This window comes from Xanthomonas arboricola (assembly GCF_002940665.1).
Classification (GTDB): Bacteria; Pseudomonadota; Gammaproteobacteria; order Xanthomonadales; family Xanthomonadaceae; genus Xanthomonas; species Xanthomonas arboricola_B.
The window spans coordinates 143457-160450 of sequence record NZ_MIGY01000003.1 but is presented as its reverse complement, the minus strand read 5'-3'; the positions used below and the strand labels follow the sequence as shown (position 1 = coordinate 160450).

Here is a 16994-nt window from a genome sequence, read left to right as displayed (position 1 = left end):
GACAGCTTGTGCGGGCTAACGCCGATCCAGTTCCGCGATCAACATCAGCCCACTAGCAATGTGCACTGTTAGCCTGCGATCTTCATTGCTTGGCGAACTGCCCCCGACGCCATGCCAGCCAGACCGTCGTAAGCCCGACTGCGAGGCAAACCAACATGGCGGGAAGCGAAGCTTCCGGACCGAATGCACCGCCGGTGAGCCATTGTGGCAGCGAGGTATTGGGCGTGCTCCGTGCAAGGGCCGGTCCAATCGCCGTGCCCGACACCGCAGCGCCGAAAAGGTAGCCTTGGGTAAAATTCCACGCAATGTGTGCGCCAATCGAGACCCAGATACGCCCTGTGAGTGCGTAGAACGCGCCCAACATCACGCCGGCTTCCAGTGCAATGCAGATGGCGGCGAACACCGTTGCGTGCGCGTTGCCCAGATGGCTGAAGCCGAACACTGCGCACGACACCGCGAACGCGGTCCATGGGCCGAACGCGCGCCATATCAAACGCAGCAGTACCGCGCGCATCATCAGCTCTTCCACCACGCCCGCTTGTATTGCTTTGCGCAGTGGGGTCCATGCCGATGCCGGGCCAATTACCTGGATGTCGTAAAGCCCACACAGCGCCATGATGCCCATGACGCCGGAGAACATCGCTAAGCCAGCCAGCAGACCGAGGCAGAGCTGCGGCAGCATGGGGCGCAATGCAATTTCCGACGCCTTGCGTTTTTCGGCAAGCTTCACGGCCAGCGCATAGATTCCAAGCGCCACAAGCACACCGGACAAGCCGACGAAAAATTGCATGGGCTCGTTGGTTTTTGGCCAGAATCCGCCCAGAAAGCGTGTGAGCGCACCTGCCGGAATGGCAACTAGGAAGAACAGCGGAACTGCCCAGCCGCAGGCGCGCAACCAACGGAGCCTACCCGGCCGCAGTAAACCGCGCTCGCCAAGCGCGATCAGCTGTGCATTGTGAGTGGATGCTGGGGGGGCAAGCGGTGCACTGGATTGCGTCATTGCATGCATGTGCGATTCCTCGGTGCTGCGGCTATGGGGTGGTACGGATGGATGCGGCAGTTTCCGCGGCGATGCGGGATGCGAATGAACGCTGATTCAGTGCGGCAATGGCTTCGGCAAGCACGGCGGAGAGGGGGGCAGACAACTCCGTGTCAAGTTGCGCGGCCGCCGCGTTGGTCGCGGCCCATTGGCGCTGCAAGGCAGGAATCATGCGTCGGGCTTTGGGGCTGACTAGCACGATGCGCTCGCGCGCATCTGTACCCGGCTTCAACGCCACCAGGCGTTGTTTGGCCATTTGCGCAACGGTCTGGCTGGCAGCGGAGTGGGTGATGCCAATTTCCTGCGCCAGTACTTTGATGGACGCAGGACCAAGCCGCATGAGCACACGCAACACCGGTGTGTAGCGGGGCCGCCAAGCCAGCCCTGATGCGGCGTAGACGGCTTCAAGGTCGCCATCTAGCAACTCAATCAAGTGCCGGGCCAAGGTACCGAGTGTGGGAGGAGGCATGTTCATGGTTGAAATGTATAAGCGCTGTTGCAATTGCGCCATGTGCCGGAAGTATGGGGACTGGGAGTGAGCAAAGTTGCCAGCAGCGTATGCCTGGCGGTAGCGGTAGGCCTTTTTGCCTGACCCTGCTAGGCCTACTTGCGTCGTTTGCAGATGTGCCGCCGGCACCGTGCTGGTGGGAGACAGTCCTGACCGATGGGGTTGGCACTAAGCACGGCCACCGGGGTGAGCGGGCATCATCCAGTCGCGTTGCCTGGCAATGCCTGATTCGTCTGCATGGACAGACAGCCTACAGCGGCTCTGGGCAGCTGCGGAAGCAGCAGATCGACGCCGCAGCATCACCGATCGAATGCTTCCGAGAGTGCCACAGCAGTTCGTGCCACGGCCAGACGGGCGGCATCACCCAGGGACAAGCGAACGGGACGGACAAGGTAGCGCGAGCCGATCAGGGCTTGCAGGTCGGTCGGGACGAAGAAGCGCACATACAGCCCGGCAGGGCGGCGCAAGAAATAAGGCTTCGGCACGGGGTTTGATACCTCGTTTGATACCTAACGCAGGCTCAAACTAAACATCAAACCCCAGGCCTAACCTTCGCGAAATCAAGCACTTACTGCTCTTTCCGCGATCAGATGGTGGAGGTGGGCGGAATCGAACCGCCGTCCGGAAGCACTCCATCCCCAGCACTACATGCTTAGCCCTCCGTTGGATCTCATTTCCAGGCAGCACGGTTGGCAAAGCGCACCTGGAAACCAGCCTGCTTTATCTAACCGGTAGCTGACAGGCAGCCACTACCGATGGTTCCGTGATAATGACCCTACACCTACGAGCACGGGCACAAGTAGGTTCGGGGGTTCGCCTTAGGCGGCTATAGAACTACAACTAAAGCCAATTAAGCGGCGATAGCGAAGTCCGAACCGTAGTTGTCATCGTTGGCAACTAAAAGTTTGCTGCTGGATTAACGAGGAAAGCTGCCCCCTCGGCATGCGCCAAGCGACTTCGCGACCCCCGTCGAAACCAGTGCACCCCCGGGGAAAGCATCAAAACGCTGACCGGATCAGTGTAGGGATCGGAGCGCCTTGTCACAAGTGGTGAGACGTGCAGCGCTTACAGTGGCTTCAGTCCTATCGGACGTAAACGTCTGGTAATCAAGGAGCGAAGCGATGGCGACAGGCAAGCCCCCAGGTCCGCGGCAGTCACGCAGCGCGCCCCGCAAGATCGCACCGGGCGTCGACGTCCCCAAACCGCGACGCGCCACCCGGGCTGCGCAGCAGCAGGCGCAGGACACCGTACTGACGCGCGTGCAGGGCAAGGCGCGCACCGTGATCTACATCCATGGCATCGGCAACAAGCCGCCGGCCGAGGTGTTGCGCTGCCAGTGGGACAAGGCTTTGTTCGGGCGGCCGATGGGCGAGCGCACGCGCCTGGCGTACTGGGTCAATCGCGCGCGTTATCCGGTTGCCGAACCCGGTAACTGCGATGCGCGCGATGTCGGCCCGGCACTCAATCAGAGCGCACAGCGCGCCTTGAGCACGCTTGGGCTGGTGCCAGGCGAGCAGGATCTGCACCTGCTCGCCGACGCCTTGGCGCAGAGCGAGCAGGAACGCAGCGATCTGCATCGATTACTGGACGAACTGGACGCCGCGCCGGCCATGCCGGTGCCAGGCGAAGTACAGGCCAAGGGCCCGATCGATGCGATCAACCGCGTGCTGCTGCGGCTGATCTCCGCCGCGCTGCTGCAGGACGTGCACGATTTGTTCTTCGTGCCCGAGCGTGCGGCGTTGATGCGCGACAGCCTGATGCAGCGGTTGCGCGCGGGCGGCGGGCCGTTTGTGGTGGTGGCGCACAGCCAGGGCTCGATGATCGCCTTTGACGTGCTGCGTCAGCTACAGGCGGCCGAGTGCGAGGTCAGCCTGTTCCTGACCCTGGGCTCGCCATTGGGCCTGCCGCAGGTGCGCAGCATGTTCAAGCGCTGGACCGGCACGCGCAAGCTGCCGTTTCCTGCGTGCGTGCGGCGCTGGATCAACGTGGCCGATACGCGCGACCCGATCGCGCTGGACCCGGATCTCGGCGACGACATCGCCAATGTCAAGGGGCGCTTCGAGAACCTCGCGGGCGCGCGCTTGAATCCGGACTGGCAGCACAACGCGCATTCGGGTTCGGGCTATCTGTCGATTCCGCAGGTGCGCGCGGCGGTGCGCGAAGCGGTGGGCGTCGGCTTCGATCAACCGGTCTCCAACGCCGTGTTGATCAAGGATCTCAGCGAGCAACTGGAAGCGCATGGCGCCGAGCACCGGCACGAAGTGCTGATCGAGCTGGACCGACGGCTGTTGGGCAACGATCCGGCCGCCACGCGCGCGCTGCTGCTGGCGCAACTGCGCCAGACCGCTGCAGCGACCACCGGCTTGAGCGGCGATGCGCTGGACGAGGCGATCGAGCTGGAAGACAGCTTGCAGCGGTTTGTGTCGGCGCGGCTGACGCGGTTCGAGATCGAATCGCTGCAGGACCGCTACCGTGCACTGGGATTCAGACGCGTGTGGCGCGATGCCGGCAAGCGCGCGTTGATCAACGTGTCCGGCAACGTCCTGCATGCCGATGCGGCGCGCACTGCATATCGCGCGCGCGGGCAACAGATCGGCTGGGCGGTGCTGGACACCGGTATCGCGGCCAGTCATCCGCATTTCTTCGCGAAGGGAGAACACGACACGGTGGTGGCGCAGTGGGATTGCACGCGGCGGGGCGCAGCCAAGCGATTGACGCGCGCTGACGGCGATGCCTTCGCACGGCTGGATCGGCACGGGCACGGCACGCATATCGCCGGGATCATCGCCGGCCACAGCCGCGCGCTGATTCCCGACGCGCAGGGCAACCCGGGCAAACCGCTGGAGTTCGCCGGCATGGCGCCGGACACCCAGCTCTACGGTTTCAAGGTGCTGGACGATGCCGGCAACGGCCGCGATTCGTGGATGATCAAGGCGGTGCAGCAGGTGGCGGCGATCAACGAGCGCGCCGGCGAGTTGGTCATCCACGGCGTCAATCTGAGCTTGGGCGGTTACTTCGATCCGGAGAGCTACGGCTGCGGTTTTACGCCGCTGTGCAACGAGTTGCGGCGGCTATGGCGGCAAGGCGTGCTGGTGGTGGTGGCAGCCGGCAACGAGGGCCTGGCATGGTTGATGCGCAACGACGGCGATGCGTATCCGGCCAACATGGATCTGTCGATCAGCGATCCGGGCAATCTGGAAGACGCCATCGTGGTCGGCTCGGTGCACAAGAGCAGCCCGCACAATTACGGCGTGTCGTATTTTTCGTCGCGCGGACCGACCGCCGATGGTCGCGGCAAGCCGGACGTGGTCGCGCCGGGCGAAAAGATCCTCTCGGCCTATTACGACTTCGACCCGAAAGATCCGGCCAGCTTGATGGTGGAGATGAGCGGCACCAGCATGGCCGCACCGCACGTCTCCGGCGTGCTGGCCGGATTCCTCTCCGCACGCCGCGAGTTCATCGGCTTCCCGGATCGGGTCAAGCAGCTGATGCTGGACACCAGCACCGACCTGCAACGCGATCGCTATGTGCAGGGCAGGGGGGTGCCGAATTTGATGCGGATGCTTGGGGCGACGTGATTCGGGATTAGGAATTGGGGATTGGGGATTCGCAAAAGCATGGGCTGTACGTGCAACGTTGTTGCTCAGTGCCGGAAGACAGTCCGATGCCTGCTGAGAACGGCTTTGCCGTTACCAATCCCCAATGCCGAATCCCCAATCCCCGCCACTCACGCATCCCGGTTATGCCGCCGCATCACGCGCTGCTTGTCGCGTTGCCAGTCGCGGTCCTTGGCGGCGTCGCGCTTGTCGTGATTCTGCTTGCCCTTGGCCAGCGCGATTTCCAGCTTGACCTTGTTGTTGCTCCAGTACAGCGCGGTGGGCACCAGGGTGTAGCCGTCACGTTCAACGCTGCTCAGCACCTTGTCGATTTCCCGGCGGTGCAGCAGCAGCTTGCGGGTGCGGCGCTCTTCGGGAATCGTGTGGCTGGAGGCCTGGATCAGCGGGGTGATCTGCGCGCCGATCAGGAAGATCTCGCCTGATCGCACGTAGGCGTAGCCGTCGATGATGTTGGCGCGGCCGGCACGGATCGCCTTGACCTCCCAGCCCTGCAGGGCCAGGCCGGCTTCGTAGCGCTCTTCCAGATGATACTCGTGGCGCGCACGCTTGTTCAGCGCGATGGTTTTCGTGGCCGTCGCGCCGTTTGCTTTATCCTTGGCTGGTTTCTTGCTCATGCCGCCATTGTCGCCGATTCGGCGTCATCAAACGATCTTCTGTCTTTCACAAGTTAGCGAATGCCTACCATCCGTCGCAGCGCCCTGGTCGAACACAGCGCCACCCGCATGTTCGATCTGGTCAATGATGTTGCCGCCTATCCGCGCCGTTTCGGCTGGTGCGATGCTGCGCAGGTGCTTGAACAGGACCAGGCGCATATCGTGGCGCGGCTGGATCTGGGGCTGGGGTCGTTCCGCACCTGGTTCACCACCGAAAACATGCTCGAACGTCCGGAGCGGATCGTCATGCATTTGCGCGACGGGCCGTTCAAGCGGCTGGAAGGCTTGTGGGAGTTTCAGTCGCTGGGCGAGAACGCCTGCAAGGTCAGCCTGACCCTGGAAGTGGAAACAAGTTCGCGGCTGTTGGGTCCGGCGCTGGCGCTGGGGTTTCAAGGCCTGGCCGACCGCATGGTCAACGATTTCGTGCGGGTCGCCGATCGCGGCGAGGGCTGAGCATGCGGGTCGAAGTCGTGCTGGCCTGGCCGGACTGCTGCAGGTCGGTGTGGCTGGACCTGGCCGAGGGCGCCACTGTGGCCGCGGCGATTGCCGCCTCTGGTCTGGCGCCGGATCGGCCACCCGCAGCGCAGGCGATTCACGGGCTGATCGCAGGCCCGGACCAGGTGCTGCGCGACGGTGACCGGGTCGAATTGCTCAGGCCGCTGTTGCTGGATCCGAAGGAAGCGCGGCGGCGTCGTGCCGGACCAAGCAAAAAAGCCGGCCCCAACGGATAGCGGCTTGCCGGCGCCGCGACGCCCAGGCACCAGAGCGAACTCTTCCGGTTATTGCCATGAAGAGCCGGCTGTGTCCGTTGGGTTCGGACAAGCGCCGCATGTTGACGCGAGGCGCCTGAAAAAAAGCCTCAGATATCGGTATCTAGGTGAGCCCTATAGTCCCTGTTGAACAGGTCTTTGCGACCAGGCAAACGAAAAACGAACCCGTGCAGCAGGTGCGTTCACCGGACCGACCGCTACTCAGGCGATCGCAAGATCGCCTGGCAAGCGCATCAGCGGCCGCGCTGCTTCTTCTTGTCGCGGGCCAGGTTGCGACCAAACTGCTTGGGCGCCGACTTGGCCAGCTGCTCGTCCTGGGATGGGAAATAGTCGCCTTCCCAGCGAGCGACCTGCTCGTTTTCGAAGAACACGGTGAAGTTCTTGACCTCGGTACGCGCCAGACGGTCCACGCGCTGGGTGGAGGTGTAGTCCCAGCGCTGCGAATGGAACGGATCGGGGATCGAGGGGGTACCCAGCAACGCGCTGACCTGCTGCTTGCTCTGGCCTACCTGCAGTTGCTCCACGGCATTCTGTTTGATCAGATTGCCCTGGTAGATCGGCTGCTTGTAGATGATGCCGCAGCCAGCGGTGGAAAGAGCAACGGCGGCGACCAGCAGGAAATTACGCATCGGGGATTAAAGTGCTGAGGAAATCACGCCGATGATACACTCCCGCCGGTCGCCGCGACCCGTTTGAAGGCAGCTGGCGCTAAATCGCCAATGAACGGAGAACATATGGAAACCCACGACCTGCGCAAAGTCGGGCTCAAGGTGACCCATCCGCGGATGCGGATCCTGGAGTTGCTCGAGCAGAAGAGCAACCAGCACCACCTCAGCGCAGAAGACATCTATCGGCAGCTGCTTGATCACGGCGACGAAATCGGTCTGGCCACGGTGTATCGGGTGCTGACCCAGTTCGAGGCCGCCGGCCTGGTGCTGAAGCACAATTTCGAGGGCGGCCAGGCCGTGTACGAGCTGGATCGCGGCGGCCATCACGACCATATGGTGGACGTGGATACCGGGCATGTCATCGAGTTCGAAAGCGAACAGATCGAGGCGCTGCAACGGCAGATCGCCGCCCAGCATGGCTACGAGCTGGAGGAGCACTCGCTGGTGCTGTACGTGCGCAAGAAGCGTTCGCGCTGACGGCAAGCCAGCGGCACTGCGACAAACGCACAAGGCGGCTTCGGCCGCCTTGTGCGTTTGTCGCCATCGGCTGCTGGGCAATCCCGGTGGTGGCCGGAAATGCGCCCGGCAGCTCAGGCACTCTGCAGCAGCTTGCGTGCCGCCGCGCGGGCTTCCTTGCTGACTTCCACACCGCCCAGCATGCGTGCCAGTTCTTCCTGGCGCGCCTGCGGGCCGAGCAGTTCGACCGCGCTCTGGGTCATGCCGTCCACTGGCGCCTTGCTGACCCGATAGTGCGTGTGGCCCTTGGCGGCCACCTGCGGCAAGTGGGTCACGCACAGCACCTGGCGCTCTTCGCCCAGGGTGCGCAGCTTCTGCCCGACGATGTCGGCCACTGCGCCGCCGATGCCGGAATCGACTTCGTCGAAGACCATGGTCGGCACGCTGTCCATGCCGAGTGCGGCCACTTCGATGGCCAGCGAAATCCTCGACAGCTCGCCGCCGGAGGCGACCTTGCGCAATGCGCGCGGCGGTTGCCCGGCATTGGCGGCGACCAGGAATTCCACCCGCTCGGCGCCGTTGGGATCCGGACGCAATGCGTCCTGCGGCTGTAGCTGGATCAGGAACTGCCCGCCGCCCATGCCCAGTTCGCCAATCAGCGTGGTGGTGGCGGCCGACAACGCCTCGGCAGCGGTGGTGCGGCTGGCGCTGAGGGTGCTGGCTGCACTGCGCCAGTCGCCAGTCGCCGCGTCGATGTGCTTGTCCAGCTGCTGCAGGCGCTCGTCGGCGCCGCGCAGGTTTTCCACTTCCAGGCTCATGCGGTCGCGTTGGGCGGCCAGCTCGTCCGGGGCCACGCGGTGCTTGCGGGCCAGATCGTGCAGGCGGCCGAGACGGCGCTCCATCGCCTCGAACTGGGCCGGGTCGGCCTCCAGGTCGTCGCGCACGCGGTCGAGCAGGGCCAGCGCCTCCTCTATCTGGATGACCGCGCTATCCAGCAGCGCATCCACCTCGCCCAGGCGCGGCTCGTGCTCGGCCACGCGCGCCAGGTCGTGGCGGCTGTCTTGCAGCAGGCCCAGCGCGGAGGCGCCGTCGTCGCCATTGAGCTGCAGGGCCACGCTGTCGCAGGCGCCGATCAATGCGGTGGCGTGCGCTTGGCGGCGATGATTGACGTCCAGCGCGGCGATCGCGGCCGGGTCCAGGTCCTCGCGTTCCAGTTCGCCGAGCTGGTGTTCGAGAAAGCCGATGCGGTCGGAGACATCGCCTTGCGCGGACAGCGCATCGCGCTCGTCCAGCAGGGCCTGCCAGCGCTGGCTGGCCTGGCGCACCTGTTCGCGCTGCGCGCCGTTGCGGGCGTAGGCGTCGAGCAGGGCGAGCTGGCTGTGGCGGGCCATCAGGGCCTGGTGTTCGTGCTGGCCGTGGATCTCCACCAGCCGCGAGGCCAGCTCCGCCAGTTGCGAAGAGGTGACCGGGCGGCCGTTGATCCAGGCGCGCGAGCCGCCATCGGCACGGATGATCCGGCGCAGTTGGCATTGCCCATCGTCGTCGAGCTCGTTGTCCGACAGCCAGGTCAGGCCCGAATGCCGGGGCGGCAGCTGGAATTCGGCCGACAGTTCGGCGCGGTCGGCGCCGTGGCGGACCACGCCGCTGTCGGCGCGCAGCCCGGACAGAAAGCCCAGCGCGTCCACCATCAGCGACTTGCCGGCGCCGGTTTCGCCGGAAACCACGGTCATGCCCGGCCCGAACTCCAGTTCGGTGGCGCGGACGACGGCGAAATCCTTGATGGAGAGGTGTCTGAGCATGGGGTCGAGTGTGAACGCTTTGGGGCAGCTTAGGGTGAGAGCGGCGGGCAGGGAATAAGACGCTTGCCAACCGCAGGGCCAGACATTATCTATGCCCAGTCTCACCGGATGATCCCATGCGCGCGTCACAGTCCCCAACGCTCGACCCCCGCGCACGCCAACTGCTGCGGACACTGATTGCCCGCTATATCCGCGACGGCGAGCCGGTGGGTTCCAAGACGTTGGCCCAGCACGCGGGGCTGGACGTCAGCCCGGCCACCATCCGCAACATCCTTGCCGATCTGGAGGATGTCGGGCTGCTCAGCTCTCCGCACACCTCGGCCGGGCGGGTGCCCACCGCGCATGGTTACCGGGTGTTCGTCGACAGCCTGGTGCAGATGCAGCCGCCCGGCGAGGAAGAAGTGCGGCGCCTGCGCACCGAGCTGGCCAGCGGTAACGGTACCCAGTCGCTGCTGGGCAGCGCCTCGCAGATGCTGTCGGCGATGAGCCATTTCGTCGGCGTGGTCAGCGCGCCGCGGCGCGAGCAGTTCGCCTTCCGGCATATCGATTTCGTGTCGCTGGACGCGCGTCGGGTGCTGGCGATCCTGGTGTTTGCCGACAACGAGGTGCAGAACCGGGTGATCGAACCGCGCCGGGCCTACGAGCCGGCCGAGCTGGAGCGGGTGGCCAATTACCTCAACGCGCAATTCGCCGGGCGGGCGTTGTCGGACATCCGCGCCTGCCTGCTGCGCGAGTTGCGCATGGCCAAGAACGAGATGGAGCAGCTGTTGGCGCACAGCGTCGATCTGGCCAGCGAGGCGTTGGTGCCGGCCGACGCCGACGACATGGTGATGGCCGGGCAGACCCGCCTGATGGGCGTGCAGGACCTGTCTGACCTTGACCGTCTGCGCGAGCTGTTTGAGGCCTTCGCCAGCAAGCGCGAGATCCTGCAACTGCTCGAACGCACCATCCAGGCGCCGGGGGTGCGCATCTTCATCGGCGAAGAGACCGGCATGGTGTCGCTGGACGATGTCTCGCTGGTCACCGCGCCGTATGCCGCCAATGGCCAGGTGCTGGGCGTGCTGGGCGTGATCGGGCCCAAGCGCATGGCCTATGACCGGGTGATTCCGCTGGTGCAGACCGCCGCCCAGGTGCTGGGCGCGGCCATGGAACCGCCCGGCACGCGATAAGCGGCAGCGATCGATACGATCGTTTTGCTTGAAACGCGCGCGCGCGCCCACATACGGGGTGACGTTGGGGCGGGCGTTCCGCTTGCCCGGGAACTGCACATGAACCAAGACCACCCCGAATTCGACTCCGAAGACCTGTCCCAGAACCCACCCGAGACCGATCCGCTCAAGGCCGAGATCGAGTCGCTGCGCAGCGAGATCGCGCTGGTCAAGGCCGACGCCCTGCGCGAGCGCGCCGATCTTGAAAACCAGCGCAAGCGCATCGCCCGCGATGTCGAAAACGCGCGCAAGTTCGCCAACGAGAAGCTGCTGGGCGAGCTGCTGCCGGTGTTCGACAGCCTGGACGCCGGCCTGACTGCGGCTGGCACCGAGCCCAGTCCGCTGCGCGATGGCCTGGACATGACCTACAAGCAATTGCTCAAGGTCGCGGCCGACAACGGCCTGACCCTGCTCGACCCGGTCGGCCAGCCGTTCAACCCGGACCAGCACCAGGCGATCAGCCAGGGCGAGGCCGAGGGCATCGCCCCGGGCCACGTGGTGCAGGTGTTCCAGAAGGGCTATCTGCTCAACGAGCGTCTGCTGCGCCCGGCCCTGGTGGTCGTGGCCAAGCACGACTGAACCGCAGCGCCCGGCTGAACTGCCCGGCGCATGCGCGAAACGCAGATTCGTGCAGGTGGCTTGAACACCTGCGCACCACCCCCACATCTCAGCCAGACCCGGCGTCGCCGGACACAGCTACAGAATCATCAGGAGCGTATCCATGGGCAAGATCATTGGTATTGACCTCGGCACCACGAACTCGTGCGTGTCGATCATGGACGGCGGCAAGGCCCGCGTCATCGAAAATTCCGAGGGCGATCGCACCACGCCTTCGATCGTCGCCTACACCAAGGATGGCGAAGTGCTGGTCGGTGCCTCGGCCAAGCGCCAGGCGGTGACCAACCCGAAGAACACCTTCTACGCGGTGAAGCGCCTGATCGGCCGCAAGTTCACCGACGCCGAAGTGCAGAAGGACATCTCGCACGTGCCGTACGGCATTCTCGCCCACGACAACGGCGATGCCTGGGTGCAGACCAGCGATGCCAAGCGCATGGCGCCGCAGGAAATCTCTGCCCGCGTGCTGGAAAAGATGAAGAAGACCGCCGAGGACTTCCTGGGCGAGAAGGTCACCGAGGCCGTGATCACGGTGCCGGCGTACTTCAACGACAGCCAGCGTCAGGCCACCAAGGACGCCGGCCGCATCGCCGGTCTGGACGTCAAGCGCATCATCAACGAGCCGACCGCCGCAGCCCTGGCGTATGGCCTGGACAAGAACGGCGGCGACCGCAAGATCGCCGTGTACGACCTGGGCGGCGGTACCTTCGACGTGTCGATCATCGAAATCGCTGAAGTCGATGGCGAGAAGCAGTTCGAAGTGCTGGCCACCAACGGCGACACCTTCCTGGGCGGCGAAGACTTCGATAACCGCGTCATCGAGTACCTAGTCGACGAATTCAACAAGGACCAGGGCATCGACCTGCGCAAGGATCCGTTGGCGCTGCAGCGCCTGAAGGACGCCGCAGAGCGCGCCAAGATCGAGCTGTCGACCAGCCAGCAGACAGAAGTGAACCTGCCGTACGTCACCGCCGATGCCTCCGGTCCGAAGCACCTCAACATCAAGTTGACCCGTGCCAAGCTCGAAGCGCTGGTGGAAGACCTGGTCAAGAAGTCGATCGAGCCGTGCCGCACCGCGTTGAACGATGCCGGCCTGCGCGCCAGCGACATCAACGAAGTGATCCTGGTCGGCGGTCAGACCCGCATGCCGAAGGTGCAGCAGGCGGTTGCCGATTTCTTCGGCAAGGAACCGCGCAAGGACGTCAACCCGGACGAAGCCGTGGCCGTGGGCGCGGCGATCCAGGGCGGCGTGCTGGCCGGCGACGTCAAGGACGTGCTGCTACTGGACGTGACCCCGCTGTCGCTGGGTATCGAAACCATGGGCGGCGTGTTCACCAAGATCATCGAAAAGAACACCACCATCCCGACCAAGGCCTCGCAGACCTTCTCCACCGCCGAGGACAACCAGTCGGCCGTGACCGTGCACGTGTTGCAGGGCGAGCGCGAGCAGGCCCGCTTCAACAAGTCGCTGGCCAAGTTCGACCTGTCCGGCATCGAGCCGGCGCCGCGCGGCATGCCGCAGGTGGAGGTGTCCTTCGATATCGACGCCAACGGCATCCTGCACGTGTCGGCCAAGGACAAGAAGACCAACAAGGAACAGAAGGTCGAGATCAAGGCAGGTTCCGGTCTGTCGGACGAAGAGATCCAGCGCATGGTCGCCGACGCGGAAGCCAACCGCGAGGAAGACAAGAAGTTCCAGGAACTGGTGCAGGCCCGCAACCAGGCCGATGGCCTGATCCACGCCACCCGCACCGCGATCACCGAGCATGGCAGCAAGGTCGGTGGCGATGTGATCGGCAAGGTGGAAGCGGCACTGTCGGATCTGGAAACCGCCATGAAGAGCGACGACAAGGCGCAGATCGAGGCCCGCAGCAAGACCCTGGAAGAAGCCGGCCAGTCGCTGTACGCCGCCGCCGCCGCGGCAGAGCAGGGCGGCAACGCCGATGCGGCCAGCGGCAACGCGCAGACCTCCAAGGCCGCCGACGACGTGGTGGACGCCGAGTTCACCGAGGTCAAGGACGACAAGAAGGCGTGAGTGGGGAATAGGGAATCGAGAATGGGAGGAGCGGTGCTGCGGCATCGCTCCTTCCCGTTGTCCGACCCTTCCACTTCGATTGCGATTTACTGAGGATGTGCGCTTTGAACGATTCCCGTCTCCCGATTCCCGATTCCCTGCCATGAGCAAACGCGATTACTACGAAGTGCTGGGCGTTGCCCGTGGCGCCAGCGACGAGGAGCTGAAGAAGGCGTACCGGCGCTGTGCGATGAAGCACCACCCGGACCGCAATCCAGGCGACGCTGCTGCCGAGGCGATGTTCAAGGAGTGCAAGGAAGCCTATGAGGTGCTGTCGGACGGCAACAAGCGCCGCGCCTACGATGCGCATGGCCACGCGGCGTTCGAGCACGGCATGGGCGGTGGTGGGCCGGGTGGTCCGGATATGGGAGATATCTTTGGCGATATCTTCGGCAATATTTTCGGCGGTGGCGCCGCCGGTCCGCGCGCTGCGCGACGTGGCGCCGACGTCGGTTATGTGTTGGAACTGGATCTGGAAGAAGCCGTCGCCGGCATCGAGCGCCGCATCGAGATCCCGACCCTGATCGAGTGCGAGCCCTGCCACGGCAGCGGCTCGGAAGACGGCAAGGTGGAAGTGTGCGGGACCTGCCACGGACGCGGCCAGGTGCGCATCCAGCGCGGCATCTTCGCCATGCAGCAGAGCTGCCCGCATTGCGACGGGCGCGGCACGCTGATCCAGAATCCGTGCAAGACCTGCCACGGCGCCGGTCGCGTGGAAGAAGACAAGGTGCTGTCGATCAAGGTGCCTGCCGGTGTGGATACCGGCGACCGCATCCGCCTGGCGGGCGAAGGCGAGGCCGGTCCGGCCGGCACGCCGCCGGGCGATCTGTATGTGGAAGTGCGCGTGCGCGAGCACACGATCTTCCAGCGCGATGGCGACGACCTGCATTGCGAAGTGCCGATCCGCATTTCGCAGGCCGCGCTGGGCGATATCGTGCGTGTGGCGACCCTGGGCGGGGAGGCGGAGATCCGCATCCCGGCCGAGACCCAGACCGGCAAGCTGTTCCGGTTGCGCGGCAAGGGCGTGCGCTCGGTGCGTAGCCGCACCGAAGGCGATCTGTATTGCCGCGTGGTGGTCGAAACGCCGGTGAACCTGACCGCCGATCAGCGCGCGTTGCTGCAGCAGTTCGAAGCCACGTTCACCGGTGAGGATGCACGCAAGCATTCGCCCAAGTCGGCCACGTTCATCGACGGCGTCAAAGGCTTCTGGGATCGGATGACGTCCTGAGGCTGGGAATCGGGAGTCGGGATTGGGGAATCGCAAGGGCGGCGTGGCCGGGCCTGCCGGGATGGTGCGCCATCGTGGCGATTCGGGATTCGCGGGAGCGGGTGCCCGGAGAGTTTCACTGCTGAGCAAGGTTCTCCATACGAATGCCGGCCCCGGGGCCGGCATTTGCGTTCGTGCGGCGGGAGCCCGCAGAGGTAAGGGCGATAGCGACTGCTGCCGGCGCCCAGACAGGCCTGGCGGCGGTGTGTGCGGCGGCAAGCGGACGACGGTCGCATCGATCGACGGTGGGCGCGCCGTGGCGCTGGCGTAAAATGCGGCGATGAACAATCCCCCCGACAGTCATCTGGTCCACGGCCGGCGCCAGCGCCCGGATGGTCCTTCGCCGATCGATGTGATCTCGGTGCAATCGCAGCTGGTGTATGGCCATGCCGGCAACAGCGCTGCGGTGCCGCCGTTGCGTGCGCTGGGCCTGCGGGTGGCGGAAGTGCCCACCACGCTGCTGAGCAACGCGCCTTTCTACGCCACCTTGCGCGGCCGCATCCTGCCGGCCGACTGGTTGGCAGACCTGTTGCTGGGTGCCACCGAGCGCGGTCTGCCGCAGCGCGCCCGCATGCTGGTCTCCGGCTACTTCGGCAGCCTGGCCAATGGCGAGGCGTTTGCCGACTGGCTCGAGCAGACCTTGCCGCAGGCGCCGCAGCTGCGTTACTGCCTGGATCCGGTGATCGGCGACACGCACACCGGCCCGTATGTGGAACCCGGACTGGAGCGCGTCTTCGCCGAGCGGCTGTTGCCGCATGCCTGGCTGGTGACGCCGAATGCGTTCGAGCTCGGGCGCCTGACCGGTTTGCCGAGTCTGCAGCAGGACGATGCCATCGTTGCCGCGCGCGCATTGCTGGCGCGCGGTCCGCAATGGGTGCTCGCACACAGCGTGGCCGGTGCGGACGGTGAGCTGGTGACCCTGGCGGTCAGCGACATGGCACTGTATCGCTGGGCCACGCCGCATCTGCCGGTGGATGTGGCCGGTACCGGCGATGTGCTGATGGCGTTGCTGATCGGTTTGCTGCTGCGCGAGGTGCCGTTCGAGCAGGCGGTGGGGCATGCGCTCAGCGGCGTGCACAGCGCGCTGGAAGCGACCCTGGCTGCGGGCTTTGAAGAGTTCGATGTGCTGGCCGCCGCCCCGGCCGCCCTCGCTGCCGCACCGCGCTTTGCCGTCGAGCGATTGGCATGACGCAGCCGGTGGTCGGCATCGTCGGCATCGCCGGCGCCTACGGGCGCTGGCTGGCGCAGTTTTTGCGCACGCGCATGCGGCTGGAGGTGATCGGCTTCGATCCGGCCGGTGACGGCGACATCGACGAAGCCACGTTGGCGCAGCGAGCGGATGTGTTGATTTTCTCTGCACCGATTCGCCACACCGCCGGCTTGATCGAGCGCTATGTGGACCTTGCCGGCCCGCGCGCCGCGTCGCAGTTGTGGATGGATGTCACCTCGATCAAGCAGGCGCCGGTTGCCGCGATGCTGGCCTCGTCGGCCGAGGTCGTCGGCCTGCATCCGATGACCGCACCGCCCAAATCGCCGACCTTGAAAGGGCGGGTGATGGTGGTCTGCCAGGCGCGCCTGCAGCAGTGGTCCACGTGGGTACAGGCGCTGTGTGCCGCGTTGCAGGCCGAGTGCGTGTACGCTACGCCCGAGCACCACGACCGCGTGATGGCGCTGGTGCAGGCAATGGTACACGCCACCCATCTGGCGCAAGCCGGCACCATGCGCCACTACGCGCCGCTGCTCGGCGAGCTGCGCGCGCTGATGCCGTATCGCTCGGCCTCGTTCGAGCTCGATACCGCGGTGATCGCGCGCATCCTCTCGCTCAATCCGGCGATCTACGAAGACATCCAGTTCGGCAATCCCTACGTCGGCGAGATGCTCGATCGGCTATTGCTGCAACTGCAGGAGCTGCGCGGCCTGGTCGCGCAGGGCGACGATGCGGCGCGCGCGCAGTTCCGCGCCCGGTTTCTGGACGACAACGCGCAGGCGCTGCAGGGCGAGTCGCTCGCCGCCGGCAATTACACCTATGAACGCGTGGGCTACCTGCTGGCCGACCTCACCGAGCCGTTGACCTTAAGCGTGTATCTGCCGGAAGACCAGCCCGGCTCGTTGCGTGCGCTGCTGCATGTGTTCGAACAGCATGGGGTGAACCTGTCCTCGATCCACTCCTCACGTACGCCGGTGGGCGAGTTGCATTTCCGCATCGGGTTCGAACCGGGCAGCGATCGCGCGGCGCTGGCGCAGGCAGCCAGCGACATCGACCGCAGCGACATCGGGCGATTGCTGGAGCGTTCCGATCGCGTCGGGTAGCAGCAGTGCA

The 16994-nt window shown here is 65.2% G+C and carries 15 protein-coding genes, 1 other RNA gene and 1 pseudogene; 10 read left to right on the top strand and 7 right to left on the bottom strand.

Annotated elements, in window-relative coordinates; all coding sequences use genetic code 11:
- Positions 1–82: 82 nt before the first annotated feature.
- The 4 genes and pseudogenes from XarjCFBP7645_RS14265 to ssrA all read right to left on the bottom strand — a co-directional run bounded on the left by XarjCFBP7645_RS14265 (position 83) and on the right by ssrA (position 2535).
- Entirely contained in the window at positions 83–1000 is a 918-nt protein-coding gene (locus tag XarjCFBP7645_RS14265) for a CPBP family intramembrane glutamic endopeptidase (RefSeq protein WP_429001476.1), read from the bottom strand.
- A 31-nt stretch (positions 1001–1031) separates the two neighbouring features.
- Positions 1032–1550 carry a MarR family winged helix-turn-helix transcriptional regulator gene (locus tag XarjCFBP7645_RS14260; protein WP_258079563.1) on the bottom strand — a complete coding sequence of 173 codons (519 nt, stop codon included), beginning with the start codon at positions 1548–1550 and terminating at the stop codon, positions 1032–1034.
- A 299-nt stretch (positions 1551–1849) separates the two neighbouring features.
- Positions 1850–2032: pseudogene (locus XarjCFBP7645_RS14255) on the bottom strand (integrase); the annotation flags it as partial.
- A 106-nt stretch (positions 2033–2138) separates the two neighbouring features.
- Positions 2139–2535, bottom strand: a transfer-messenger RNA (tmRNA) gene (ssrA, locus tag XarjCFBP7645_RS14250).
- A gap of 133 nt (positions 2536–2668) precedes the next feature.
- On the opposite strand from ssrA, the gene XarjCFBP7645_RS14245 reads away from it, so the two are divergent.
- On the top strand, positions 2669–5125 hold the full coding sequence (locus XarjCFBP7645_RS14245; protein WP_104538056.1) for a S8 family peptidase: 2457 nt from the start codon (positions 2669–2671) through the stop codon (positions 5123–5125).
- A gap of 149 nt (positions 5126–5274) precedes the next feature.
- On the opposite strand, the gene smpB is transcribed toward XarjCFBP7645_RS14245, so the two are convergent.
- Complete coding sequence (smpB, locus tag XarjCFBP7645_RS14240; RefSeq protein ID WP_104538055.1) at positions 5275–5778, bottom strand: SsrA-binding protein SmpB; 504 nt, start codon at positions 5776–5778, stop codon at positions 5275–5277.
- A 60-nt stretch (positions 5779–5838) separates the two neighbouring features.
- Between smpB and XarjCFBP7645_RS14235 the strand changes: the two genes are divergently transcribed.
- Positions 5839–6270, top strand: coding sequence for a type II toxin-antitoxin system RatA family toxin (locus XarjCFBP7645_RS14235; RefSeq protein WP_104538054.1), 432 nt, complete (start codon positions 5839–5841; stop codon positions 6268–6270).
- Positions 6271–6272: 2 nt separating this feature from the next.
- Complete coding sequence (locus tag XarjCFBP7645_RS14230; RefSeq protein WP_104538053.1) at positions 6273–6548, top strand: RnfH family protein; 276 nt, start codon at positions 6273–6275, stop codon at positions 6546–6548.
- Between the two features lie 272 nt (positions 6549–6820).
- On the opposite strand, the gene XarjCFBP7645_RS14225 is transcribed toward XarjCFBP7645_RS14230, so the two are convergent.
- A complete protein-coding gene (locus XarjCFBP7645_RS14225) occupies positions 6821–7216 on the bottom strand; it encodes an outer membrane protein assembly factor BamE (protein WP_104538052.1) in 396 nt (131 codons plus the stop codon).
- A 105-nt stretch (positions 7217–7321) separates the two neighbouring features.
- Here XarjCFBP7645_RS14225 and fur point away from each other — a divergent pair, with 105 nt between their 5' ends.
- Positions 7322–7732: a ferric iron uptake transcriptional regulator gene (fur, locus tag XarjCFBP7645_RS14220; RefSeq protein WP_181126399.1), complete on the top strand. Its 411-nt coding sequence runs from the start codon at positions 7322–7324 to the stop codon at positions 7730–7732.
- Between the two features lie 113 nt (positions 7733–7845).
- Here the strand turns inward: fur and recN are convergent, their stop codons facing one another.
- Positions 7846–9510, bottom strand: a complete 1665-nt coding sequence (gene recN, locus XarjCFBP7645_RS14215) for a DNA repair protein RecN (RefSeq protein ID WP_104538050.1) — start codon at positions 9508–9510, stop codon at positions 7846–7848.
- Between the two features lie 116 nt (positions 9511–9626).
- On the opposite strand from recN, the gene hrcA reads away from it, so the two are divergent.
- The 6 genes from hrcA to XarjCFBP7645_RS14185 all read left to right on the top strand — a co-directional run bounded on the left by hrcA (position 9627) and on the right by XarjCFBP7645_RS14185 (position 16984).
- The gene (gene hrcA / locus XarjCFBP7645_RS14210) at positions 9627–10679 is read left to right on the top strand and encodes a heat-inducible transcriptional repressor HrcA (protein ID WP_104538049.1); all 1053 of its coding nucleotides are present in this window, start codon (positions 9627–9629) and stop codon (positions 10677–10679) included.
- Between the two features lie 99 nt (positions 10680–10778).
- A complete protein-coding gene (gene grpE, locus XarjCFBP7645_RS14205; protein ID WP_010366360.1) occupies positions 10779–11297 on the top strand; it encodes a nucleotide exchange factor GrpE in 519 nt (172 codons plus the stop codon).
- Between the two features lie 142 nt (positions 11298–11439).
- On the top strand, positions 11440–13368 hold the full coding sequence (gene dnaK / locus XarjCFBP7645_RS14200; protein WP_104538048.1) for a molecular chaperone DnaK: 1929 nt from the start codon (positions 11440–11442) through the stop codon (positions 13366–13368).
- 142 nt (positions 13369–13510) lie between these two features.
- Positions 13511–14635 carry a molecular chaperone DnaJ gene (dnaJ, locus tag XarjCFBP7645_RS14195; RefSeq protein WP_104538047.1) on the top strand — a complete coding sequence of 375 codons (1125 nt, stop codon included), beginning with the start codon at positions 13511–13513 and terminating at the stop codon, positions 14633–14635.
- A gap of 319 nt (positions 14636–14954) precedes the next feature.
- On the top strand, positions 14955–15863 hold the full coding sequence (pdxY, locus tag XarjCFBP7645_RS14190) for a pyridoxal kinase (RefSeq protein ID WP_104538046.1): 909 nt from the start codon (positions 14955–14957) through the stop codon (positions 15861–15863).
- The gene (locus XarjCFBP7645_RS14185) at positions 15860–16984 is read left to right on the top strand and encodes a prephenate dehydrogenase (protein WP_104538045.1); all 1125 of its coding nucleotides are present in this window, start codon (positions 15860–15862) and stop codon (positions 16982–16984) included. Before pdxY ends, XarjCFBP7645_RS14185 begins: the two co-directional genes overlap by 4 nt.
- Positions 16985–16994 lie beyond the last annotated feature (10 nt).

Excerpts from the sequence above, each read along its gene's own strand:
- XarjCFBP7645_RS14225 (WP_104538052.1), bottom strand. The coding sequence starts at position 7,216 with ATGCGTAATTTCCTGCTGGTCGCCGCCGTTGCTCTTTCCACCGCTGGC.
- recN (WP_104538050.1), bottom strand. The coding sequence starts at position 9,510 with ATGCTCAGACACCTCTCCATCAAGGATTTCGCCGTCGTCCGCGCCACC.
- XarjCFBP7645_RS14235 (WP_104538054.1), top strand. The coding sequence starts at position 5,839 with ATGCCTACCATCCGTCGCAGCGCCCTGGTCGAACACAGCGCCACCCGC.
- dnaK (WP_104538048.1), top strand. The coding sequence starts at position 11,440 with ATGGGCAAGATCATTGGTATTGACCTCGGCACCACGAACTCGTGCGTG.
- XarjCFBP7645_RS14245 (WP_104538056.1), top strand. The coding sequence starts at position 2,669 with ATGGCGACAGGCAAGCCCCCAGGTCCGCGGCAGTCACGCAGCGCGCCC.
- smpB (WP_104538055.1), bottom strand. The coding sequence starts at position 5,778 with ATGAGCAAGAAACCAGCCAAGGATAAAGCAAACGGCGCGACGGCCACG.
- hrcA (WP_104538049.1), top strand. The coding sequence starts at position 9,627 with ATGCGCGCGTCACAGTCCCCAACGCTCGACCCCCGCGCACGCCAACTG.
- XarjCFBP7645_RS14230 (WP_104538053.1), top strand. The coding sequence starts at position 6,273 with ATGCGGGTCGAAGTCGTGCTGGCCTGGCCGGACTGCTGCAGGTCGGTG.
- grpE (WP_010366360.1), top strand. The coding sequence starts at position 10,779 with ATGAACCAAGACCACCCCGAATTCGACTCCGAAGACCTGTCCCAGAAC.
- pdxY (WP_104538046.1), top strand. The coding sequence starts at position 14,955 with ATGAACAATCCCCCCGACAGTCATCTGGTCCACGGCCGGCGCCAGCGC.
- dnaJ (WP_104538047.1), top strand. The coding sequence starts at position 13,511 with ATGAGCAAACGCGATTACTACGAAGTGCTGGGCGTTGCCCGTGGCGCC.
- XarjCFBP7645_RS14260 (WP_258079563.1), bottom strand. The coding sequence starts at position 1,550 with ATGGCGCAATTGCAACAGCGCTTATACATTTCAACCATGAACATGCCT.
- fur (WP_181126399.1), top strand. The coding sequence starts at position 7,322 with ATGGAAACCCACGACCTGCGCAAAGTCGGGCTCAAGGTGACCCATCCG.
- XarjCFBP7645_RS14185 (WP_104538045.1), top strand. The coding sequence starts at position 15,860 with ATGACGCAGCCGGTGGTCGGCATCGTCGGCATCGCCGGCGCCTACGGG.
- XarjCFBP7645_RS14265 (WP_429001476.1), bottom strand. The coding sequence starts at position 1,000 with ATGACGCAATCCAGTGCACCGCTTGCCCCCCCAGCATCCACTCACAAT.